Consider the following 20,382-nt stretch of genomic DNA (forward strand, 5'->3'; position numbering starts at 1 on the left):
GCAGCGCAGCGTGCCGAGGTATCATGCACAGGCTGGCTGGTTTCCACTCTCCAGGGGTTGGGGCAACCCGATCCATGCACTTGAACAACCAAAGATGTATTCTTCAATTTTGCTGAGTGACCAAACTCAGCCACGAAGAGCACAATTGATCGAGAACCAAAACAACGAGGCAACAACAAGCTCGACAGAGTACGAGGTGGATGCCTTGGTGCTAAAGGCCGATGAAGGACGCGGAGACCGGCGAAACGTTCAGGGGGAGCTGCACACAAGCGAAGAGCCCTGAGTATCCGAATGGGGCAACCCATCCAGAGTGATGTCTGGATACCCCCTGCTGAACACATAGGCAGGGCGGAGGGCAGCAGGCGAACTGAAACATCTCAGTAGCTTGACGAAAAGAAATCAACCGAGATTCCCGTAGTAGTGGCGAGCGAACCGGGAGGAGCCCAAACCAGTGACACTTCGGTGCCACCGGGGTTGTAGGACCGGCGTAAGGTGAACCAAGCTGACTCGAAGGAACTGGAACGTTCCACCAGAGCGGGTGAGAGTCCCGTAGAGGCAGGGGAGGAACACTGGCTGGGATCCTGAGTACCACGAGACACGTGCAATCTTGTGGGAAGCTGGGGGACCACCCTCCAAGGCTCAATACCTTTAGCAACCGATAGCGAACAAGTACCGTGAGGGAAAGGTGAAAAGCACCCCGAGAGGGGGATGAAAGAGACCCTGAAACCACGTACTCACCAGCAGCCAGAGGCCACTGTTCCCGTGGGGAACCAAGGGCTGATGGCGTGCCTTTTGTAGAATGATCCGGCGAGTGCATCGTCGTCGCAGGTTAACCTCCGCTAAAGGAGGGGAGCCAGAGGGCAACCGAGTCTGAAGCAGGCGTAGGTGTGGCGGCGATGCGACCCGAAACCGTGTGAGCTACCCATGAGCAGAGTGAAGCGAAGGTGAAACTTCGTCGAGGCTCGCACCCACCAGTGTTGCAAAACTGGGGGATGACTTGTGGGTAGGGGTGAAATGCCAAACGAACACGGAGATAGCTGGTTCTCCCCGAAATGTATTGAGGTACAGCCACGTGGGAGTCCCGCAAGGGACCATAACTATCCTGGAGGTAGAGCACTGGATGGGCTAGGGGCCAAGTGCTGGTTACCAACCCCACTCAAACTGCGAATGCCAGGACAGGAAGCCACGTGAGTGAGACGGCGGGGGCTAAGCTTCGTCGTCAAAAGGGAAACAGCCCAGATCACCAGCTAAGGTCTCAAACTTACTGCTCAGTGTTAAAGGGGGTCATCCCGCCCAAACAGCCAGGATGTTGGCTTAGAAGCAGCCATCATTGAAAGAGTGCGTAATAGCTCACTGGTCGAGTGGAGTGGCACCGACAACGTATCGAGGCTCAAGCAGTAGACCGAAGCTGTGAATAGTTCTGTAGAGAACTATGGTAGGGGAGCGTTGTGTGGCCCAGAGAAGCCAGATCGCAAGGACTGGTGGAGGACACACAAGTGAGAATGCCGGAATGAGTAGCGTCATCGCTGTGACAACCAGCGACACCGAACGCCTGAGGGTTCCTGGGCACCGTCAATCGTCCCAGGGTGAGTCGGGCCCTAAGCCGAGGACATCACGTCGTAGGCGATGGAAAGCAGGTGGAGATTCCTGCACCGGAGTTGCTCGCTACGAGCAATGGGGGGACGCAGTAGGGAAGGTGAACCTCTCGAATGGACAGGAGAGGCGTCCAGCACGAAGTGCGAAGCTGAGGCAAATCCCAGCTTCACCAGCATGACGACTGGACCGAGCGCTCGCAAGAGCGCGGAAGTCATCGGCCCCCAGGCTGCCAAGAAAAGCCTCTCGCCAGAGCCAACTCCGCCCGTACCGCAAACCGACACAGGTAGGCAGGGGGAAATCCCCCAAGGTGAACGAGCGACCCTCTGTTAAGGAACTCGGCAAATTGACCCCGTACCTTTGGAAGAAGGGGTGCCTTGGTAACTTCCCTTCGGGGGGTGAAGAGGTTGCAAGAAATTGGCCCAACCGACTGTTTACCAAAAACACAGGTCTCTGCGAACGCGAAAGCGGAAGTATAGGGGCTGACTCCTGCCCAGTGCCGGAAGGTTACGAGGAGCGGTGAGCGTAGCCGCGAATCTAAGCCCCGGTGAACGGCGGCCGTAACTATAACGGTCCTAAGGTAGCGAAATTCCTTGTCGGGTAAGTTCCGACCCGCACGAAAGGAGTAACGAGTTGGGCACTGTCTCAACAGAGGACTCGGCGAAATTGAAGTACCCGTGAAGATACGGGTTACCCACGACAGGACAAAAAGACCCCGTGGAGCTTTACTACAGTTTGGCCTGGATACGGTGCGGTAGGTGCGTAGGATAGGTGGGAGCCGGAGAACTCATCCTTGTGGGGGTGAGGGAGGCACAAGTGAAATACCACTCTCCTGGTGTGTTGTATCTCATGCCTGGCCATGAGCTGGCAGGCAGACAGGGCCAGATGGGTAGTTTGACTGGGGCGGTCGCCTCCCAAAGAGTAACGGAGGCGCCCAAAGGTTCCCTCAGGGTGGATGGACATCACCCGTAAGAGTGTAAAGGCAGAAGGGAGCTTGACTGCGAGGCAGACGCGCCGAGCAGGGACGAAAGTCGGGCTTAGTGATCCCACATTCCCGAGTGGAAGGAATGTGGCTCAACGGATAAAAGCTACCCCGGGGATAACAGGCTTATCTTGCCCAAGAGTTCACATCGACGGCAAGGTTTGGCACCTCGATGTCGGCTCGTCGCATCCTGGGGCTGGAGTAGGTCCCAAGGGTTGGGCTGTTCGCCCATGAAAGCGGCACGCGAGCTGGGTTCAGAACGTCGCGAGACAGTTCGGTCTCTATCCGTCGTGGGCGTAGGAGAATTGAGGGGAGTCATCTTCAGTACGAGAGGACCGAGATGGCTTGACCGCTGGTGCGCCAGTTGGCCTGCCCGGGCCAGAGCTGGGTAGCTACGTCAAGAAGGGATAAGCGCTGAAAGCATCTAAGCGCGAAGCCGACCGCAAGACAAGTTCTCCCACTCTCTTTCGAGAGAGTTAAGATCCCAGGAAGACGACCTGGTAGATAGACTGTGGGTGCACGCCTGGTAACAGGCGCAGCTGAACAGCCCTAATGATCGTACGGCTTGTGTAGTCTCCCTTGTGGAGGGGCTCGATCAGGGCTCTTTGAGGCTGAGGAGGCGCTCGGCAAAATTGAGGAATACATCGTTGGTAGTTCGAGAGGGTGAGCCCAGGCTCACCGCGAAGGTTCGCTGCAAGAGGCGAGCCTTTTTTGTTGCCTCTTGTTGTCTGATAACTGGCGCGGTGCTTCTCTGTCGCGTTCCAGGCTAAAAAAAAGCGCTTCAAGCTCGATGCCAGACCAGACTGGCCGTAAAATGAAGATTACTATCCCCTCAAACAATAGCTGAACCAATGTCGGCACAAATAATCTCGCGACAATAGAGCCCCTGACAAGCAAACGCATTTATCTTCGCATATGTACCCGGCGACGAATTTGCTATAGAATAAGGCTAGATCAAGAAAGCTTGTATGCTAAGCTTAGCAGAAATTGATAATGCGGGGTAGCCCATATGCTTATTGACTTTCACACACATATTTTTCCCCCTCATATTTGTGCGCAGCGAGAACGCTATTGTGCGCGCGATCCCTGGTTTAATGCCCTCTATAGCAATCCACGTGCGCATATGGCCAGCGCGGAAGATCTTATTGCCGAAATGAACACGGCAGGGGTAGACGCCTCTGTAACGTTTTCCTTTGGCTGGACCGATCCCGGCCTGATAGAGGAGAGCAACAGCTACGTAATTGAAGCCATGCAGCGCTATCCTGGCCGTATTTATGGCATGGCTGTGCTTCAGCCCCTGGCCGGGGCGCGGGCCTTAAAGGAGCTGGAGCGCTGCGCACAGGCTGGGATGGTTGGCCTGGGAGAGCTTATGCCGCATGGGCAGGGCTACCGCCTCAGCGATATTCAGCTTCTTGAACCCTTTATGGAGATCGTCAGGTACTACCGCTTGCTTGTACTTTCCCATTGTAGCGAGCCTGTCGGCCATCTTTATCCAGGCAAGGGTGACGTCTCAGTACAGGATATCGTCGCTTTTCTGACTGCCTTCCCCGATATTCGCTTTATCGCCGCCCACTGGGGTGGCGGCCTGCCTTTTTATTCTCTGATGCCAGAGATCCAGCGCATTACGGCTAATGTGTGGTATGATACTGCTGCGACTATCTATCTCTACCGTGATACGATCTTTCCGGTAGTCAGTAGATTAGTAGGGGCTGATCGTATTCTTTTCGCCAGTGATTATGCTCTACTGCGCCAGCGCCGCATCATCAAGCATATTCAGCAAGCTGGTCTTGACGAGCAAGCGCTTGAGTTGATTCTTGGCAAAAATGCTCAGAGATTACTTATGCCCTATCCCACCGCAGTATCTTAGGACAGAGCGAGAGAAAGAAGATGCACGCAAGAGCGCTCAAACGACTGGCTCGCAGGGTCCGATATACCAGGGACTTAAATATGACAGCTGATTTATACCAGGTTTGATAGGATAATTTGACATGCGTGTAGTTTCGTTGGGAAGTGGTAGCAGCGGCAATGCACTGCTGGTTGAGGCAGGTCCACAGGGGCGTACAAAGCTCCTGGTTGACGCCGGCTTAAGCGCCCGCATGATTATGGAACGCCTGCGCAGACTTGGCGTCTATCCATCTCAACTACAAGGTGTCCTCGTGACCCATGAGCACAGGGATCACGTGCTTGCTCTGCCTATGCTCGCCAAACACTATGCTGTTCCCATCATTACTGACGCTCGCACCTACAAAGCGATTGAAGAAAGCGTCATTTCGGGTATCTGGCGTACAGACTCGGGAACGCTGGTACCTATGCGACGGGCGGCCCGCGCCACGCGTAGCCTTAGCTCAGTGCCAGAGCAGCCAGAAGCTAGCGCACTTGAGAGTTTAGAGGTGTCAGAAGCTCCAGGGCCAGCGGCGCAAGAGCCTGCATCAAGTCAGCCAGAAAATCCATTCACCAACTGGCTGCCCTTGCCTGTTGGCTCTCATCGCCTCTTTGGAGATATCGAAGTTACCTCTTTTCCTATTTCACATGATGCGATTGCTCCCTGTGGCTATCTACTTGCGGCTGTAGGCGGCTGTAACGTATGTATTGTGACCGATAGCGGCGAAGTTACTCCAAAGATGCTTGCAGCGATGCAACAAGCAGATTTGCTCATTGTAGAGGCCAATCATGACCGCGAGCGGCTCTTGCGTGGCCCCTATCCCTATTACCTCAAACAGCGCATATTAAGTGCTAAAGGGCATCTCTCCAATGAGCAGGCCGCCGATGCCATATTGCGCACCTGGCGCTCGGATGTTGTGCGCTGGCTGTGGCTATCTCATTTGAGTCGCACAAATAATACCCCGGCGCTTGCCCTCAAGAGTGTCAGCGCGCAATTGCGTGCCACGGGAGCCGATATTGAGCGGGTTCATCTGGCGGCTTTGCCTCCTGGTATGGGCGATATATGGGACTCAGCCCAGTTGTGGTATACGCCCTCTTTATGGGATTGAGCATGGTATTTCGCACAGCCGCGCTGGCACGTGCCTGGTTATGCGCTTAAACTTTTACCTCAAGATCCTGGGTAAGAGCCAGGTGGGCACGCTGCACGCTGGGCACCGCCTTGAGTGACTCGAAAAAGTCGGCGGCCAGCTCAAAGTGATAGCGGGCGCGGCTCAGATCCGCGCTACGGCTGTTGACCTTCTCTTCGCTAGAAGAGCTGCTTCGCTGCTTATACAGCATACCCAGGTAGTAGAGTGTATTGCCCTGCTCCCAGGGGAGATCCAGGACTTCGCAGAGATTTAAGGCGCGGCGCAACTCATCTTCGGCCAACTTCCAGGACTGTTGCTCCAGGTACATGCGGCCATGAGCACGTAGAGCAATGAGCAAGCTTTTGCGGTCTCCCGCTTCATCGGCAAGGGCAATTGCCCGCTCGCAGATTTGAGCCTGGGCCTCGCTATCCTCGCCTTTAACAACCAGTAGCTCAGCTAGCGTGGCCAGCACCTCGGGGGAAGGCGTGGGTTCACTGAGCTGTAGCTTTTCCTGATAGTCAATTAGCGCCTGACCCCAATCTTCCTGGGATAGATGGATGGAATGCAGCCGTGTTCGCCAGTTGGCTCGGGCTTGCTCATCAGTTTGCTGATCAAGAAGCCGTTTATATTGTCGCGAATACTGATCTCCCTGCTCCTGTTCGCCGCGCCGATAGGCGATGGTTGCCAGCGTCTCCAGAGCCCACATCTGGCGCTTCTCGTCCTGCTGATATTGCTCGATCAGGCGCAATACTTCTCGCGCTACCTCCACGGCATTATCCCAGCGATTCCACTGACGCCAGGCCCGCATCCGGCCAACCAGGCATTTTACCAGCAAGCCCGGATTCTCCATGGTCTGCGCATTGGTCCAGGCGCGGCCAAACCACATCATCGCTGTAGGATAATCGGCAGTACGCTCATAGGCATGGCCAAGCGACATATAGAGATCGTATAATTCTTCGCGATCTGTAAGTGAGCGCTCCAATTTCTGGCGGCGCAACTGAAGCTCCAGACCGGCTTTATACTGATGTTGCTCGCATTGGATAAAGGACATGGCATCAAGCGTAAGCGAGAGCGCCAGCGGATTGTTGAGCTGCTCTGCTAAATGCAATGCCGCCTGCCCACTGGCCTGCGCCTGTTTGACTAGCGAAACTTTCTGCTCAGATGGCGCATCGTCCAGCTGTAGCGTATACCAGAAGGCCTGGAAGGTAAGGAAGGCGATGCGTTTATGGCCGGCTGGCTTTGCTTCTGAGAGTCGTAAGCCGGCATCGATATAGCCACGAACCTCCTGCGGATCGGGCGGATTGTTAAACATGCCTTGCCAGCGCGTAGCCAGCTCAACAAGGCGCCAGTAGAGTGCAAGCAAGCGATCCTGGCTCAAGGCATTGTTCTCGATGGCAAGGTGCAGCGCATCATGGTATTCCTGCCAGGCCTCATCGGCGTTGCCGCGCTGAAACTTGGCATCCCCGCGCTTCTCCAGCAAATTAATGCGTGAGAGCGAATCCATATCGCTTTCATTGAGCAATTCATAGGCGTCATTGTAAGCCTGTAGCGCGCGAACCGTATAGTAGCTCTGCAAGGCTTGATCGCCGGCCATCACCAGGTAACTGATGGCGCGGCGGCGCAACTCGGGCTGGGTTAAATGGATATAGCCAGCTTCTGGATGGGCCGGATCTTTGACTTCAACTGTGCGTATAGCCAGACCTGGTGACCAGCTATTAAGCGCTTGTTGATAATGATAGGCCAGCAGCTCCGCATAGTTGGCGCGATCATCCTTGGTCCTGTCTTCCAGCCAGAGCGCAATGCGCACATGCTCTTCGCAGCGCCTGCCGCGCGGTATATTGTTGTAAACTACATCGCGGATTAAGACATGCTTGAAACTAAAGAAGAGGTCCTGCTCGACAGGGCTGCGTACAGCCTTTTCGGTTTCAATGATGAAGTCGTGCTGGACAAGCGAGGCCAGGGCCGCCTGGATCATCTCAAGGGAAAGGTCTGGTAGCATGGCTAGTAGTGACGAGAGCCAGAAAGTGCGCCCTATGATGGCCGCATATTGCAGCACAAGTTTTTCCACAGGATTCAAGAGATCCACGCGCGCGGCAAGAACGCCTTGAATCGTATCGGGCACGCGAGGCAAAGGCAGCACATAATGCATATTGATGAGCGAGTCATCCGGATGTTCCCCGGGAGTCGTCAACTCCGTCAGCGTATTTTTATACCGACCGGCGTGCCAGAAAGTCTTACCGCTCGCGGGCTCCTGCTCGCTGACAAGTATACCCTGGTCAATAAACATTCGGATAATCTCTTCAAGGAAGAAAGGATTTCCCTCCGCGCGTGCCAGGATCGTGTAGCGCAGGACATCGGGAAGATCGTCAGTATTGAGCAGCTCATCGATAAGCTCGCTGCTCTCCTCCTGCGAAAGCGACTCTAGCTCAATCGTCGTAAAATTGCGCCGTCCGCCGCCCCAATCGCGCCTGCGTTCAAAGAAATCGGGACGCGCAGGGCAGAGGAAAAGGATCGGCACCGAAGTGATGCGATCGGTGAGATATTCAAGTAGATCGAGCAAGGCCTCGTCGGCCCATTGCAGATCGTCAACCACAATGATAAGCGGTTGCGCCTCGGCCAGCGCCTCCAACAAGACGCGCCAGGCGCGTAGCAAGGCCACCTGCGTGCCGCTCTGCTTGAGTCTGGCGCGCCGTCGACCTATCCGGCGCTCGGGCTTGGCTACCTCGCGCTCCTGCTTCTGCATCGTGCCACTCAAATTGCGCCCCAGGCTGCGCAAAATGATCCCGGCAATCTCCTCCGGGGATTCGCTACTGGCAACTTTCTTCAGGGCCTCTCTGACGAACTCTATGAAGCGCTGCTGCAAGGTTTCGTTTGTCTCGTTTTCCTGCACCTGTAGCAATGAGCGCGAGATCTCTATCAGCGGCCAGTATGTGATGCCCTCCCCATACGGCGGGCAACGTCCAATCAAGACCTTTGGCGCCACATTATGTTCGTTAGAGTGGACGCTCTGGGCTTTGCTCTGCTCGCGCGCAATAAACTCGCGTACCAGGCGGGACTTGCCAATGCCAGGAGTTCCCAGAATTGTAATCAGGTGAGGATGACGTTCCGCGCGGACACGCGCATAATTGGCATGCATGAGCGTAAGCTCCAACGAGCGCCCAATCATCTGGGCCTGCCGACCCTCAATGCCCCGGGGATGCTGCGTGATGGCCGGCGTATTGCTGCGCAGGCCCGACACAACATAGGCCGGGATCGGCTCGGGCTTCCCTTTAAGGTGCAGAGGCGCGATAGCCTGAAATTCAAAGACCTCGCGTGTGCTCAGGTAAGTCCGTTCTCCCACCAGGATAGTATCGGGTGTGGCGGCTTGCTGTAAGCGCGCAGCGATATTGACGGCATCGCCGGTAATCAAGAAGTCCTGGCGCTGCTGCACATTGGCCGGGATTGCGACTTCACCAGTATTGAGACCGATGCGCATCTGCAGGCGGGTTGCACCCGGGTCGAGCGCTAAACGTTGCTCATTGAAGCTGGCTAGCGCTTTCTGCATATCGAGAGCTGCGCGTACTGCCCTATCTGGATCGTCCTCGTGCGTGAAGGGGACGCCAAATATCGCCATAACGGCATCCCCAATATATTTCTCGATGGTGCCCTCGTGCATGCGAATCTGTTCGGCCATCAGATTAAAGTAGCCTGTCAGAATGGCCCGCATATCTTCAGGGTCCAGGCGGTCCGCCAGGGGAGTGGAGCCTGTGATATCGGCAAACATGGCGGTAACTACGCGGCGCTCTTCTGAGGGAAGGAGCAAGTCGGCGACTGGCTGAGTGGCCTCAGCTTCTACGATGCGCTGTATTGGGACTGTATCTTGCTCCCGTAAGGCCTGCAAGGAGGTGCCGCATTCGATACAAAACTTGGCGATCGGCAGATTTACCGTACCACAATTTGGGCAAACGAGAAGACGATTGCCACATTCCAGGCAAAACTTGGCGTTTATTGGATTAATAGTTTGACAATTGGGGCAGCGCATATAACCTCTGCATGTGCAGCTTCTGTCATTATTTCACGAATGTTCAGCAAGCCTCGGGTTTTTATCGCATGTGTCAGGGATTACTCCCAGCGCCACATACGGTATGAAATGGATGAGAAACTTGCCTTCCATTCTACAACATATCACGGGAAAAAGGGAGAAGCCTGCCTGGCTCAAGGGAAGGTGCTGGTTATCTCTCTCATTAAATGGCTAAACGAATAAGCACAGGCAAATGTTTCTAAAGAGCCTACTGTGTCCGCAGCTTGCGAACAGCGAGAGGAGGTTTAGCTGGCCTGCTGAGTGGCCCATCTGTTGCAAGCTGTTCCCATTTGCCGGTTTGCACTGTTGTTAATAAATGGGAAATATGTTGAGAGAAGAACGTGTTTCTATATAGAGATATATCTTTATTGAGAGTATAAAGAGAGGAAAGACGTAAGTACATCAGGTACCTCTCTTGCTTTGAGGTGGTATGTATGCGGCAAACGATGCTGAGCAAACTGTTGTATCGAAGTTAAGAAAGCGTATGTGCGCGTAGCCCTGTGGGCGCCGGCTGAAGGGTTGGTGGGACTATTGCTTTTTTTGCTTGACGATTATGCTATATTTGCGTACTATGAGCAGACGGAAGGGAGAGCAATTTATGCAACGGGACTTTCTTGTGGAGAGTCGTAGCTATGATCAAATACAACGTGGATCGTGGCGTGCGTATAGATTAGACGCGGAAATGCAGCTTGGTGATGAGCAAAACGATAATGCTAATGATGTTGTGCGGCTGTGGTTGCCTGCCGGCACGCGCATGAACTGGGCGACCGGCACACGTCCTCTACGTTCTCATTGTTTGCAGTTCTTCTGGCCCGAGCGCTGGTACATGCTCAGCGCCTTCTACAATGAGAGCAAGCTTATACACACGTATGCTACAATTATCCAGCCCGCGAAGATAACCCTTGAGCGCTTATCTTATGTCGATCTGGATCTCAGCGTTCTAGTCAAGCCTGATTTATCTTATGAGGTCTTGACGCAGGCCGAGTTTGAAGAAATGGCGGAACTGTTACATTACGATGAGCAGACGCGCATTAGCGCCTTGATGGCTTTGCGTACATTAACCAGTTCGATTCAGCTTAGCGTAGGCCTCTTTGCGGCTGTGCCTCATCGTCTAAACCTCACTGAGTTTCACCTGGCCTGTAGCGGCAAGTAACGGGGAAATAGATATATCCGAGTTAAAGGAGCCCGCTTATGCCCAAACGGATTGATCACGTTGCGATTATCGTCAAGAATATCGAGCAAGCTTTGAGCTTTTATCGCGATGTGCTAGGGATTACTCCCAGCGCGATTAAAGAGGTGCCGACCGAACAGGTGCGCATCGCCTTTCTCCCACTTGGAGGACCAGGGGGAGCGAGATTGAATTGATCGAGCCAACAACCTCGGATTCTAGCCTGACCAAGTTTTTAGAGAAGCGCGGAGAAGGGCTGCACCACATTTGCCTGGAGGTCGATAATATCGATGCAGCCCTTGAAGAGATGCGGGATAAGGGGGCTCCTGTCCTGGATCAACAGCCTCGCCCGGCCGCTGAGGGGCGCGCTATTTTTCTGCATCCTAAAGGCACAAATGGTGTGCTCTTAGAACTTATTGAGAAGGCTGATTAGAGTGCTCTGGTGTATAATCGGATCGGGTCCGGGTTATACACCAGATGAGGTAAATTCTTGATTGTTGGTGCTGTAAAAGGTAAGGATAAGGGGAAGGCGAGATAGAACGAGCCTGCTGTATCGCTATAATGAGGTGCGCTTATGCAGCAGCGACCTCCCAGAGCTCGGCAAGGGCAACAAGTACACTTGGGGTTGGTTAAGGTGAACAAGAATCGCATTGAGGCTTTGAGCGATGGCGTCTTCGCAATTGCCATGACGCTGCTTGTATTAAATATCCAGCCGCCTGATGGAGATGGTTGGGTCACGAAATTACTGGGTTTATGGCCGGGACTGCTAACCTATGTGCTCAGCTTTGCTTTGGCGGGCGTCTACTGGGTGAGCCAGCACTTTCAATTTCAGTACATCAAACAGGTAAATCGGCCTTTATTGTGGATTAATCTGCTCTACTTGCTGCTGATTGGTTTTATCCCCTTTTCGACGGCCCTGCTCTCGCGGCACTGGCAAGATAAGCTGGCTATTATCATCTATGGTTGCCACCTGATCGCCATTGGGATAGTCGTCTATGGTCACTGGTGGTATGTTACCAGCAGCAAACTGCTGGCAAGCGAGCAGGTAACGCCCCACCTGGTGCGCTCGGCTAAGGTAAGGATCATCATTTCGCCGCTTATTTGTCTTGTCGCGATAGCCATCTCTTTTTTCAATCCGCTCATTAGCCTGCTCTGCTACGCAGTAATTCCTATCGTCTATATTATTCCCAGCCAGGTTGATTGGCACTGGACGGGCCGGCAGCAGCCCCCAACGTCTACAAAGAGCTCGCAGGCTGAAGAGGAATCTGCGTCCCTGATTGAAGAATGAGGACGCGTAAAGACGGCATGCAAGGATTTTTGTGCAGCCATCTTTACGCAGGTTAGCGGCGACAGCGCTTAGAGCGGGATGTTGCCATGCTTTTTGCTGGGATTCGTATCGCGCTTGTTTTTGAGCATCTCCAGGGCATTGATCAGTTTGGCCCGCGTATGGCTCGGCTCTATGATCTCATCGATGTAGCCCCGGCTGGCCGCGACATATGGATTAGCGAACTTCTCAATATACTCTGCCGTTAACTCTTTGCGGCGCTGCTCAGGATCGGCAGCGTTCTTGATCTCATCCTTAAAGAGAATATTTACTGCCCCTTCTGGTCCCATCACGGCAATTTCAGCGCTTGGCCAGGCGTAATTGATATCGCCGCGTACATGCTTGCTGCTCATGACGTCGTAGGCGCCGCCATAAGCCTTACGCGTAATGACTGTGATCTTGGGAACCGTGGCCTCGCAGTAAGCAAAGAGGAGCTTGGCACCGTGGCGAATGATCCCACTATGTTCCTGGCCGACGCCGGGCAAGAAACCTGGCACATCCACAAAGGTGATGATCGGAATATTGAAGCAATCGCAGAAACGCACAAAACGGGCCGCCTTGTCGGACGAATTAATATCGAGGACGCCGGCCAGAACGCGTGGCTGCTGCGCGACAATGCCTACGGAACGGCCATTGAGGCGGGCGAAGCCAATGATAATATTCTGGGCAAAGTGTTCCTGTACCTCGAAGAATTCGCCGTTATCCACGATATGGTGGAGAATGGCCTTCATGTCGTAGGGCTTGCTGGAGTTATCAGGAATGATGGTATCCAGCTCCTCAGCGCTGCGCGTTGGCGAGTCAGTTGGAGTGACGCGCGGTGGATCATCGAGATTGTTGGAAGGAATATAGCTGAGCAACTGACGCAGCATGCGTATACAGTCGGGTTCGGTTGGGCAGGCAAAATGTGCTACGCCGCTGTTGGTATTGTGGACGCGCGCGCCTCCCAGATCCTCGAAGCTCACATCTTCGTGCGTCACTGACTTTACAACGTTGGGGCCGGTGACGAACATATAGCTGGTCTTTTCGACCATAAAGATGAAATCTGTGATCGCTGGGGAGTAGACAGCTCCTCCGGCGCAGGGGCCCATAATCGCCGAGATCTGAGGCACCACGCCCGAGGCCAGGGTATTGCGTAGAAAAATATCGGCATAAGCTCCCAGGCTGACAACGCCGTCCTGGATGCGCGCGCCGCCTCCATCATTGAGCCCGATAACCGGGGCGCCATTCTTCATGGCGAGATCGAGCACCTTGCAGATTTTCTCTGCATGGGCTTCGGAGAGCGAGCCGCCAAAGACAGTAAAGTCCTGCGAGAAGACGTAGACAAGGCGTCCATCTATCTGGCCATAGCCGGTGACCACACCATCGCCCGGGATCTTTTTATCGCCAAGACCGAAATCGGTAGTGCGGTGGGTCACAAACATGTCTAGCTCGTTAAATGTACCGGGATCGAGCAAGAGATCGAGTCGCTCGCGAGCCGTAAGCTTGCCTTTACTATGCTGAGTCTCGATCCCTTTTTGGCCGCCGCCTAGCTTTGCTGCGGCCCTGAGCTCGTGTAGCTCAGCTATCTTTTCCTGAGTCCCTTTGCTATGTGAAGTTTCTTGAGAGCTACGTTCACTTGTGGTCATGTGACTACATCTCCGTTGATATACTGGTGAACTATAATGAATACGTTCGCAGTATATCATATCTTCATTCAGATTATTGTTTGCCTGTATATAATACGGAACGCAGCGCCTTGACGCCGCGTCCGCAAATAACTCACAAGCATTTCTGCTTCCGAAAATGTTCCCCAGGCTAGTCTAACAGCATATGCACGGGTTGAGTTTCTGGCTCAGTTGGACTTATCTTACGACGCATGGTTGAAGCAGCATCGCTGTCGCGTAGCGTGAGGGCCGCACAGGCACCAATCAAGATGATTATGGCCGAGGTAATAAATCCCGCATGATAGGATGAGAGATTGGGAACTACAGCTCCACTTGCGCTGATCTGCGTCATGCCTACAATGCTGAGCACACTACTAATCAAGGCCACACCCAGCGAGGAACCGATCTGGCGTTGCGCGTTGTAAAGCGCTGAGCCCTGGCCCGTCTGCGCTGTCGAGATTGTTGCGAAGGCAGCAGCCTGTACAGAAGTGAAAGAAAAGGCCATCCCCGCTCCTATGAAAAACATCAAAGCGCGCATGATCCAGAGGGATGTGTCCTTACCGATTGTGCACATAAGCAGCATAACGATGGTCACGCTTAAAAGCCCGCCAAAGGTCAGGCGACGCGGCCCGATATTAGGATAGATACGTGTGACGATCTGTGTTGAGATCAGCACTCCAACCGCTTCGGGAAAGGTGGTCAGGCCGGAAACGAGGGCAGAGACGCCGCGCCCCTCCTGTAAGAACAGTGGAGCGGCGTAAAGTAAACCCAGAAAGCCAGCACTTGTGAAGATTGAGATGATATTGCATGTACGGAAAGGACGATCATTAAAAAGACGTAGATCTAGCATTGGATGCTTTGAGCGTAATTCGACAAATACGAATACAATTAAGAGAATAAGCCCTACGACCCCTGTGCTGAGAATACCAACTGAGGTCCAGCCCTCGCTGGGTCCCTCGCTGAGTGCATACATGGTCAGCGCAAGGCCAAAGCCGCCAAGGAAGAAGCCGGCCAGGTCGAAAGAGCCTGCCGAGCCTTCGCGATACTCGTTGAGGAAGAAGAGGCCAAACAGGAAGGCAGCAATGCCAATCGGCACATTGACATAAAAGACCCAGTGCCAGGATAACTTGTCAATAAGGAGGCCACCTAATACGGGACCTGTAGCAGGAGCAAACACGGTTGGTACGGTGAGAATACGCGAGACTTGCACACGCTCTATCGGGGGAAAAGTGCGATAGAGAATAGCAGTTCCTACGGGAGTCATCGCACCACCGCCTATGCCCTGCAGGACGCGGAATCCAATGAGCGTGGGCATATTATCGGCCAGGCCGCAGAGGGCCGAGGCCAGGGTGAAAAGCGCCAGGGCGGCAAGAAAAATACGCTTGGTACCCAGGCGGTCGCCCAACCAGCCCGAGGCGGGAATGATAATAGCCAGACTGACAAGGTAGCCAACTACGATTGCATCGATGGAGGTGCCTGTAGCGTGGAACTGGCGGCTCAAGGAGGGTAGGGCGACATTGACGATAGTCGAGTCCATGATACTCATAAACATGGCTGCGACGAAGACAATACTAACACTAACTTTTGGATTGATGGAAAGACGATGCATGTGATATTCTCCGCTGATGTGGCAATGGTTCGATTGCTATACCCATCATTGTATCTGCTAAAGCACATAAATATCAATACATAAGCATGTAGTTATCAATGGGGCGAAGCGGTTCTGTCCAGGGTGGGGGCGTAAGGATGGGGCTATGAGGGCAAAATGTGGGGCGAAAAAAATGGACTCAGGGCAAGGAGAGATGAGCAGGGGTGGAGCTTGGCGAGAATATTATCGGCAAGGTCGTATGTGGGCTTCTCATCAAGACTTCAGCGCTGTCCGCTTGGCGGGAGAAAAGAAGAAAGCAGCCTTCTTAGTTTTTCTCTCCGCCGGGAAGCCAAAACGCTTATGGCCTTTCGATAGGCGCACGTACCAGGCTGCCCCATTCCGTCCAGGAGCCGTCATAGTTGCGTACGTTAGGATAGCCTAACAACTGAGTAAGGACGAACCAGGTGTGAGCCGAGCGCTCACCGATGCGGCAGTAGGTGATAACATCTTTATCGGGAGTGATATCCTTACCTCCGTAGATCTCGCGCAGGTCTTCGGCTGACTTAAAGGTGCCGTCAGAATTGGCGGCTGTGGACCAGGGAATATTCTTGGCGCCAGGAATATGGCCACCGCGCTGCGCACCTTCTTGGGGATAGTTCACCATGTGCAGCATCTCGCCGGTAAATTCTTGTGGCGAACGAACGTCGATCAAGCGGCGATTGGCGTCCTTAAGCCCGGCCGCTACCTGGTCGCGGAAGGCGCGAATGTCTTCGTTAGCCGGCTGGGCATGATAGGTAGTAGGTGCGTAATGCGGTACCTCTTTGGTATAGGGGCGCTTCTCGGCCTCCCACTTTGCACGTCCGCCGTTCATGATCTTGAGATTCTGGTGGCCATAGACGCGGAACAGCCAGAACGAGTAAGCCGCGTACCAGTTATTCTTATCGCCATAGAGCACGATTGTGGTATCGTTGCTGATGCCCCAACGGCTCATCAGCTTCTCAAAATCCTGCTGGTCCACGAAGTCGCGGCTCACAGGGTCCTGTACGTCAACATGCCAGTCAAGTTTGACCGCGCCGGGAATATGGCCCACTTCATAGAGCAAGACATCTTCGTCGGCCTCAATCAGCCTGACCTTGGAATCGTTAAGATGCTCAGCGACCCAACCGGTATCGACGAGCGTCTCGGGATGTGCGTAGTCGGACATACTATCGGTCCTCCTCTTTACGAAAGATATGTAAATTGTTGACTTTGTAGATCAAGTAAAGTAACTTATCTCAGAATCTAGTATAGGAGCACTCTAGCAAAGGTGTCAAGAGACAAGAGGTAAAATATCTTGCCAGTCTAGAGCCAGCCAATCTGCTATTCCTGCTAGTAGTTTGCTCCTGCCCTATGCTCTATTATAGCGCTGTTCTCCTTGTCTGTCTGCTAGAGTCTTGAATAATATTAAATCAGTTGAAATACTAATTATTTGGGGACCCCTATTACCTCTCTCCCGGAGAGGGTTCCACCGCCAGGAGAGACTCCTGGACCCCCTTGTCATCGCTTTTCAACCAGATTTGATATTATTGCTGATCGCTGTAGAGCAGGCGCGGGCTGCTAATATGGATGGGCGAGTGTGGGTGAGAGGGGTGAAAACGGACCTGCGCTTCTCTATAAGGCATGCGAGCGGTCATGCCCTGGGTGAGAAACGAGGTCCCTGGAAGAGATGGAGATCCTCTGGCTTATCGGCAGCGCTTCAAAGCTATTTTCTAGCCAACCGCAATTAGAGCCGCAGGATCTTCCAGCCTGGAAATCTCAGGAGTAAGGCGAAGCGTTGACGATCAGCGCATAACAGAAGTGCGCTCGACGACGACAGTACCCGCGATCAGATCGGCAAAGCGCCGGCGCTTGCGCGAGAGCAGCACCAGGAAAAGGGTGACAATCATGAGAAAATCATCAAGCAGGCCACCGAGCGCGCGTACAAAAGCGCGTCCGTAGCTGATCTCTGCGGTATCTGGCTCTGCGATTACGCAGGTTTTGAGCACGCGTTTCCCTACAGTGTTGCCTCGCGTTAAGGTATAGTAAAGCAGGTAGATGATAAGTCCAACCGCTCCGGCCATGGTTTGCACGTTTCCTCCAATGGCTCCAAGCGCTGCACCAATGGCCCCACCGACAATGCCCACGATAATACCATCGATGAGAGCGCCACCCAGGCGGGCGATCGGTGAGGCGTATACTAGTTGGGATGTGGCAGGCTGATAAGTCTGTTGCATAGGTGTGTTCCTTTCTTTGACATGTTTTCCTTAGCTTGCGAAACCTTGATTGGTAAGAAGGCCAGGCTGTATATAAGTGCTTTGACATGCATCATAAAGATTTCGTGAAGGCAGTCTAACATGTCATAAACGGGGGAAGCATCCCTCTAAATATGGGATTTCTCATGGCGTAGGAACCACACTTTTGGAGGGGGATAGTCCTTGAAATAGCTCTGTCGTTTTGCTACTTTTGCTGGATGACGCAGCTATATTGCGCGCGTATACTGGTCGTGTAAGCATTTGGGAGTGCTTATCTCCATTCTCGACCTGTTTTCCGAGGACGGAGCCTCGCTGCTCCTTTTCGCTATAGGGCTGCGATAAGCAGGCGAAAAGGGGCTGCAGAGGCTATTGGTTGTGCGCTGAGGAGAGCTTACGAAGCCTTGCGGGATATCGCGATAGCTTCTGTTGCCACTTCTAGCTCTCAAGTCGCATGTATGTAATGGTGTGATGAGTGAGCAATGTTCCGTGAGTGCTCATGCATTCCGCAACGCCATAAATCAGCCGCTTGCCAGGCTTGAGGATAGTTGCTGTACACAGGAAAGGTTCCTGCCTCACTCCTTGCAGAAAATTCGTCTTCATTTCAACGGTAACAGATTGATCTCTCAGACCTAACTTCGTCATGATTGCCAGCCACATCGCGACATCGGCCGCCGCCATGAAAACCTGCCCGCTCACGATTCCGCCTGGCCGCTCGAACAGCGCTTGAAAAGGAACATTGAGACTGCAGACACCATCCGCAATGGTGTGCACGACAAAGCCATACTGGCGGGTAAATGCCACTTCCGAGAGAAGGTGCTGTAATTCTTGCTTGGTGACTGCGAGATCCATAGAAGATCTTTCCTCATTCATGTGTGCCTCCGCAAACGCTGAAAGTCAAAACATGAGTTGATTCGGGAGTAGGCTCTTGCTAAAGTCAGCAGGAGCTTTGCCAGAGCATGGTCGCTATCCTACAGCTCTTTTCCGGCCGGGATGAGTTGTTCCAATACATCGGGCAGGCTCGTCAGATCAGGCAGCGTCACGGTTGCCAGCGGGGCGGAATCCGCAGAGCCTCCACGATTTATCCAGGCCGTAAGAATCCCAAGCTCATGAATTGGCGTAATATCATGAAAATAGCTCCGGGCTACATGCACCCAATTCTTCCGGGTTGCAGCTGTTGTGTCCTGAAAGCGCAGAAAATGGGCCAACCCGGGTTTGTAGGACTTGACATCTTCGGCTGTGATAACAAGATCTACGGCGACTGGGAAGGTGGCTAAGGTGTGGGCGATCAACTCCTTGTCGATGTTGGAAAGAAGAGCCAGTTTCCAGCCCTGAGCCTTGAGCGCGGCAAGCGCTGGGCCAACATCCGGAAATACTGGCCAGCGGGGCAGATTCTCAGCCAACGCATGCTCAGCTCCAGGGGCAAGAGGGAGCTTGAGCGAAGCCGCAGCTCTTTTAAGGGTCTTGGCCAGAACGAAGCGGTACAGGCGGAAAGGGCGTTCGGCTTCCACTTCGGGCTCAAGCTCATGATAGCGCCTCAGCAGAGCAGAGACATCCCCCTGGATTACGCTCTGCAATGTCTCTTGCATGCCCTGCTCCCAATCGACAAGCGTTCCATAACAGTCGAAAGTCGCCCAGCGTGTTGCTGCGTTTTCCATAGTGGCCATCGTGCGTCTTCTCCTTTGCTTATACAAATTTTTCACTGATATCATAGCAGGCATGGGAGAAGATATTTTGCTCTATCATGGCATGTTTTTGTGCAATCTTCTTTCTTTTTGCAGATGCAGGTCGCGATAGCGCGAAGGTGATAGGCCTAGCTTTTGACTGAAGAGGCGCGTGAAATAGCCCTGGCTGCGAAAGCCAACGGCAAGGCTAATCGCACCAAGGGACAGATCGCTTGATAGGAGGAGTTGAACCGCTCGCTCTAAGCGGAGGCGCTGCACATACTCGACGGCAGAGATCCCGGCATACAAAGTGAAGCAGCGATGGGCGTACGAAGGGCTCGCGCCAATGGCTACAGCGATCTCCTGAAGAGTAAGCGCCTCCGTGTAGTGTGCCTCGATATACTCTTGCATGCGTTGTGCTACGGCTTTTCGGCTTACTGTAAGAGGTGCGGCGCTGAGCGGTTGGGCTGTGAGAAAGAGGAGAGTGGCCAGATACTGAAGCAAAGGTTCCAGCACGAGTGGTTCCTCTTCTACTCCATAGGTGATTTCCGTATTAACCAATTGACAAAAGGCCGTAAATCGCTGATTCATTGACAACAGATGAGAACCGGGAAGCGCATGCGCGGAGCCGAATTGCTTCCCAACGCCTTCGATGAGCGCTACGGGCAAATCAAAGACGAGAAAGCGGTTGGGCGCAGATGCGAAGAAGGTATGTTCGAGGTGTGGTCGCAAGAACAGAACGCATTTCCCCCCGAACTGCTCCTGTTTGCCCTTAATGCGGGTAGAAAGGAAGCCGTGTTGCGGGAACACGATTTGATAATAGTCGTGATCGTGTGTAAGAGGCTCTGCGTTATAGGATCGCTCAATTTGAGTGGCAAGCTGACTTCTTGCGCCTATAGAACCTGGCTCAACTCTTCTCGGTATCATGGCTATCTCGCTCCTTTGAGAAGGAAGATACACTGCGGCTTTATGCAATAGCCTGAAGCTTCTGGCATATGAACTACGCCGGGTAGTTTTCTGCTGCCCATAATCTAACAGGATGAGACCGAAAAAACAACTGATGGCCTTCTCCTCAGCTATTGCGC

At 53.5% G+C, this 20,382-nt stretch carries 14 protein-coding genes and 1 rRNA gene; 7 read left to right on the top strand and 8 right to left on the bottom strand.

Features of this window, described 5'->3' with window-relative positions; translation table 11 throughout:
- The first annotated feature begins 173 nt into the window (after positions 1-173).
- The 3 genes from EPA93_RS36950 (at position 174) to EPA93_RS36960 (ending at position 5,565) form a co-directional block, all read left to right on the top strand.
- Positions 174-3,147: ribosomal RNA gene (locus EPA93_RS36950) — 23S ribosomal RNA — on the top strand.
- A gap of 437 nt (positions 3,148-3,584) precedes the next feature.
- A complete protein-coding gene (locus EPA93_RS36955) occupies positions 3,585-4,442 on the top strand; it encodes an amidohydrolase family protein (RefSeq protein WP_129892329.1) in 858 nt (285 codons plus the stop codon).
- Between the two features lie 121 nt (positions 4,443-4,563).
- Positions 4,564-5,565: an MBL fold metallo-hydrolase gene (locus EPA93_RS36960; RefSeq protein WP_129892330.1), complete on the top strand. Its 1,002-nt coding sequence runs from the start codon at positions 4,564-4,566 to the stop codon at positions 5,563-5,565.
- A gap of 46 nt (positions 5,566-5,611) precedes the next feature.
- Here the strand turns inward: EPA93_RS36960 and EPA93_RS36965 are convergent, their stop codons facing one another.
- Positions 5,612-9,604, bottom strand: a complete 3,993-nt coding sequence (locus EPA93_RS36965; protein ID WP_129892331.1) for an adenylate/guanylate cyclase domain-containing protein — start codon at positions 9,602-9,604, stop codon at positions 5,612-5,614.
- A gap of 637 nt (positions 9,605-10,241) precedes the next feature.
- Between EPA93_RS36965 and EPA93_RS36970 the strand changes: the two genes are divergently transcribed.
- The 4 genes from EPA93_RS36970 (at position 10,242) to EPA93_RS36980 (ending at position 12,099) form a co-directional block, all read left to right on the top strand.
- The gene (locus tag EPA93_RS36970; RefSeq protein WP_165423647.1) at positions 10,242-10,796 is read left to right on the top strand and encodes a ribonuclease FAU-1 family protein; all 555 of its coding nucleotides are present in this window, start codon (positions 10,242-10,244) and stop codon (positions 10,794-10,796) included.
- Between the two features lie 38 nt (positions 10,797-10,834).
- Positions 10,835-11,008, top strand: coding sequence for a VOC family protein (locus EPA93_RS50580; protein ID WP_207229296.1), 174 nt, complete (start codon positions 10,835-10,837; stop codon positions 11,006-11,008).
- Entirely contained in the window at positions 11,005-11,244 is a 240-nt protein-coding gene (locus tag EPA93_RS50585) for a VOC family protein (protein ID WP_207229297.1), read from the top strand. Before EPA93_RS50580 ends, EPA93_RS50585 begins: the two co-directional genes overlap by 4 nt.
- A 141-nt stretch (positions 11,245-11,385) precedes the next feature.
- The gene (locus EPA93_RS36980; protein WP_129892333.1) at positions 11,386-12,099 is read left to right on the top strand and encodes a TMEM175 family protein; all 714 of its coding nucleotides are present in this window, start codon (positions 11,386-11,388) and stop codon (positions 12,097-12,099) included.
- A 68-nt stretch (positions 12,100-12,167) separates the two neighbouring features.
- Here EPA93_RS36980 and EPA93_RS36985 read toward each other — a convergent pair whose 3' ends face one another.
- The 7 genes from EPA93_RS36985 to EPA93_RS37015 all read right to left on the bottom strand — a co-directional run bounded on the left by EPA93_RS36985 (position 12,168) and on the right by EPA93_RS37015 (position 20,224).
- Positions 12,168-13,760, bottom strand: a complete 1,593-nt coding sequence (locus tag EPA93_RS36985; RefSeq protein WP_129892334.1) for an acyl-CoA carboxylase subunit beta — start codon at positions 13,758-13,760, stop codon at positions 12,168-12,170.
- Positions 13,761-13,929: 169 nt separating this feature from the next.
- Entirely contained in the window at positions 13,930-15,387 is a 1,458-nt protein-coding gene (locus tag EPA93_RS36990) for a DHA2 family efflux MFS transporter permease subunit (protein ID WP_129892335.1), read from the bottom strand.
- 337 nt (positions 15,388-15,724) lie between these two features.
- Entirely contained in the window at positions 15,725-16,570 is an 846-nt protein-coding gene (locus tag EPA93_RS36995) for a sulfurtransferase (RefSeq protein ID WP_129892336.1), read from the bottom strand.
- 616 nt (positions 16,571-17,186) lie between these two features.
- Positions 17,187-17,618 (bottom strand): RDD family protein, encoded by a 432-nt coding sequence (locus tag EPA93_RS37000; protein ID WP_129892337.1) that lies wholly within the window; start codon positions 17,616-17,618, stop codon positions 17,187-17,189.
- Positions 17,619-18,071: 453 nt separating this feature from the next.
- Entirely contained in the window at positions 18,072-18,485 is a 414-nt protein-coding gene (locus EPA93_RS37005) for a PaaI family thioesterase (RefSeq protein WP_165423648.1), read from the bottom strand.
- Between the two features lie 119 nt (positions 18,486-18,604).
- Entirely contained in the window at positions 18,605-19,300 is a 696-nt protein-coding gene (locus EPA93_RS37010; RefSeq protein ID WP_165423649.1) for an HAD family hydrolase, read from the bottom strand.
- Between the two features lie 75 nt (positions 19,301-19,375).
- Positions 19,376-20,224, bottom strand: a complete 849-nt coding sequence (locus EPA93_RS37015; protein ID WP_165423650.1) for a helix-turn-helix transcriptional regulator — start codon at positions 20,222-20,224, stop codon at positions 19,376-19,378.
- Positions 20,225-20,382: the final 158 nt, after the last annotated feature.

The organism is Ktedonosporobacter rubrisoli (genome assembly GCF_004208415.1).
Classification (GTDB): domain Bacteria; phylum Chloroflexota; class Ktedonobacteria; order Ktedonobacterales; family Ktedonobacteraceae; genus Ktedonosporobacter; species Ktedonosporobacter rubrisoli.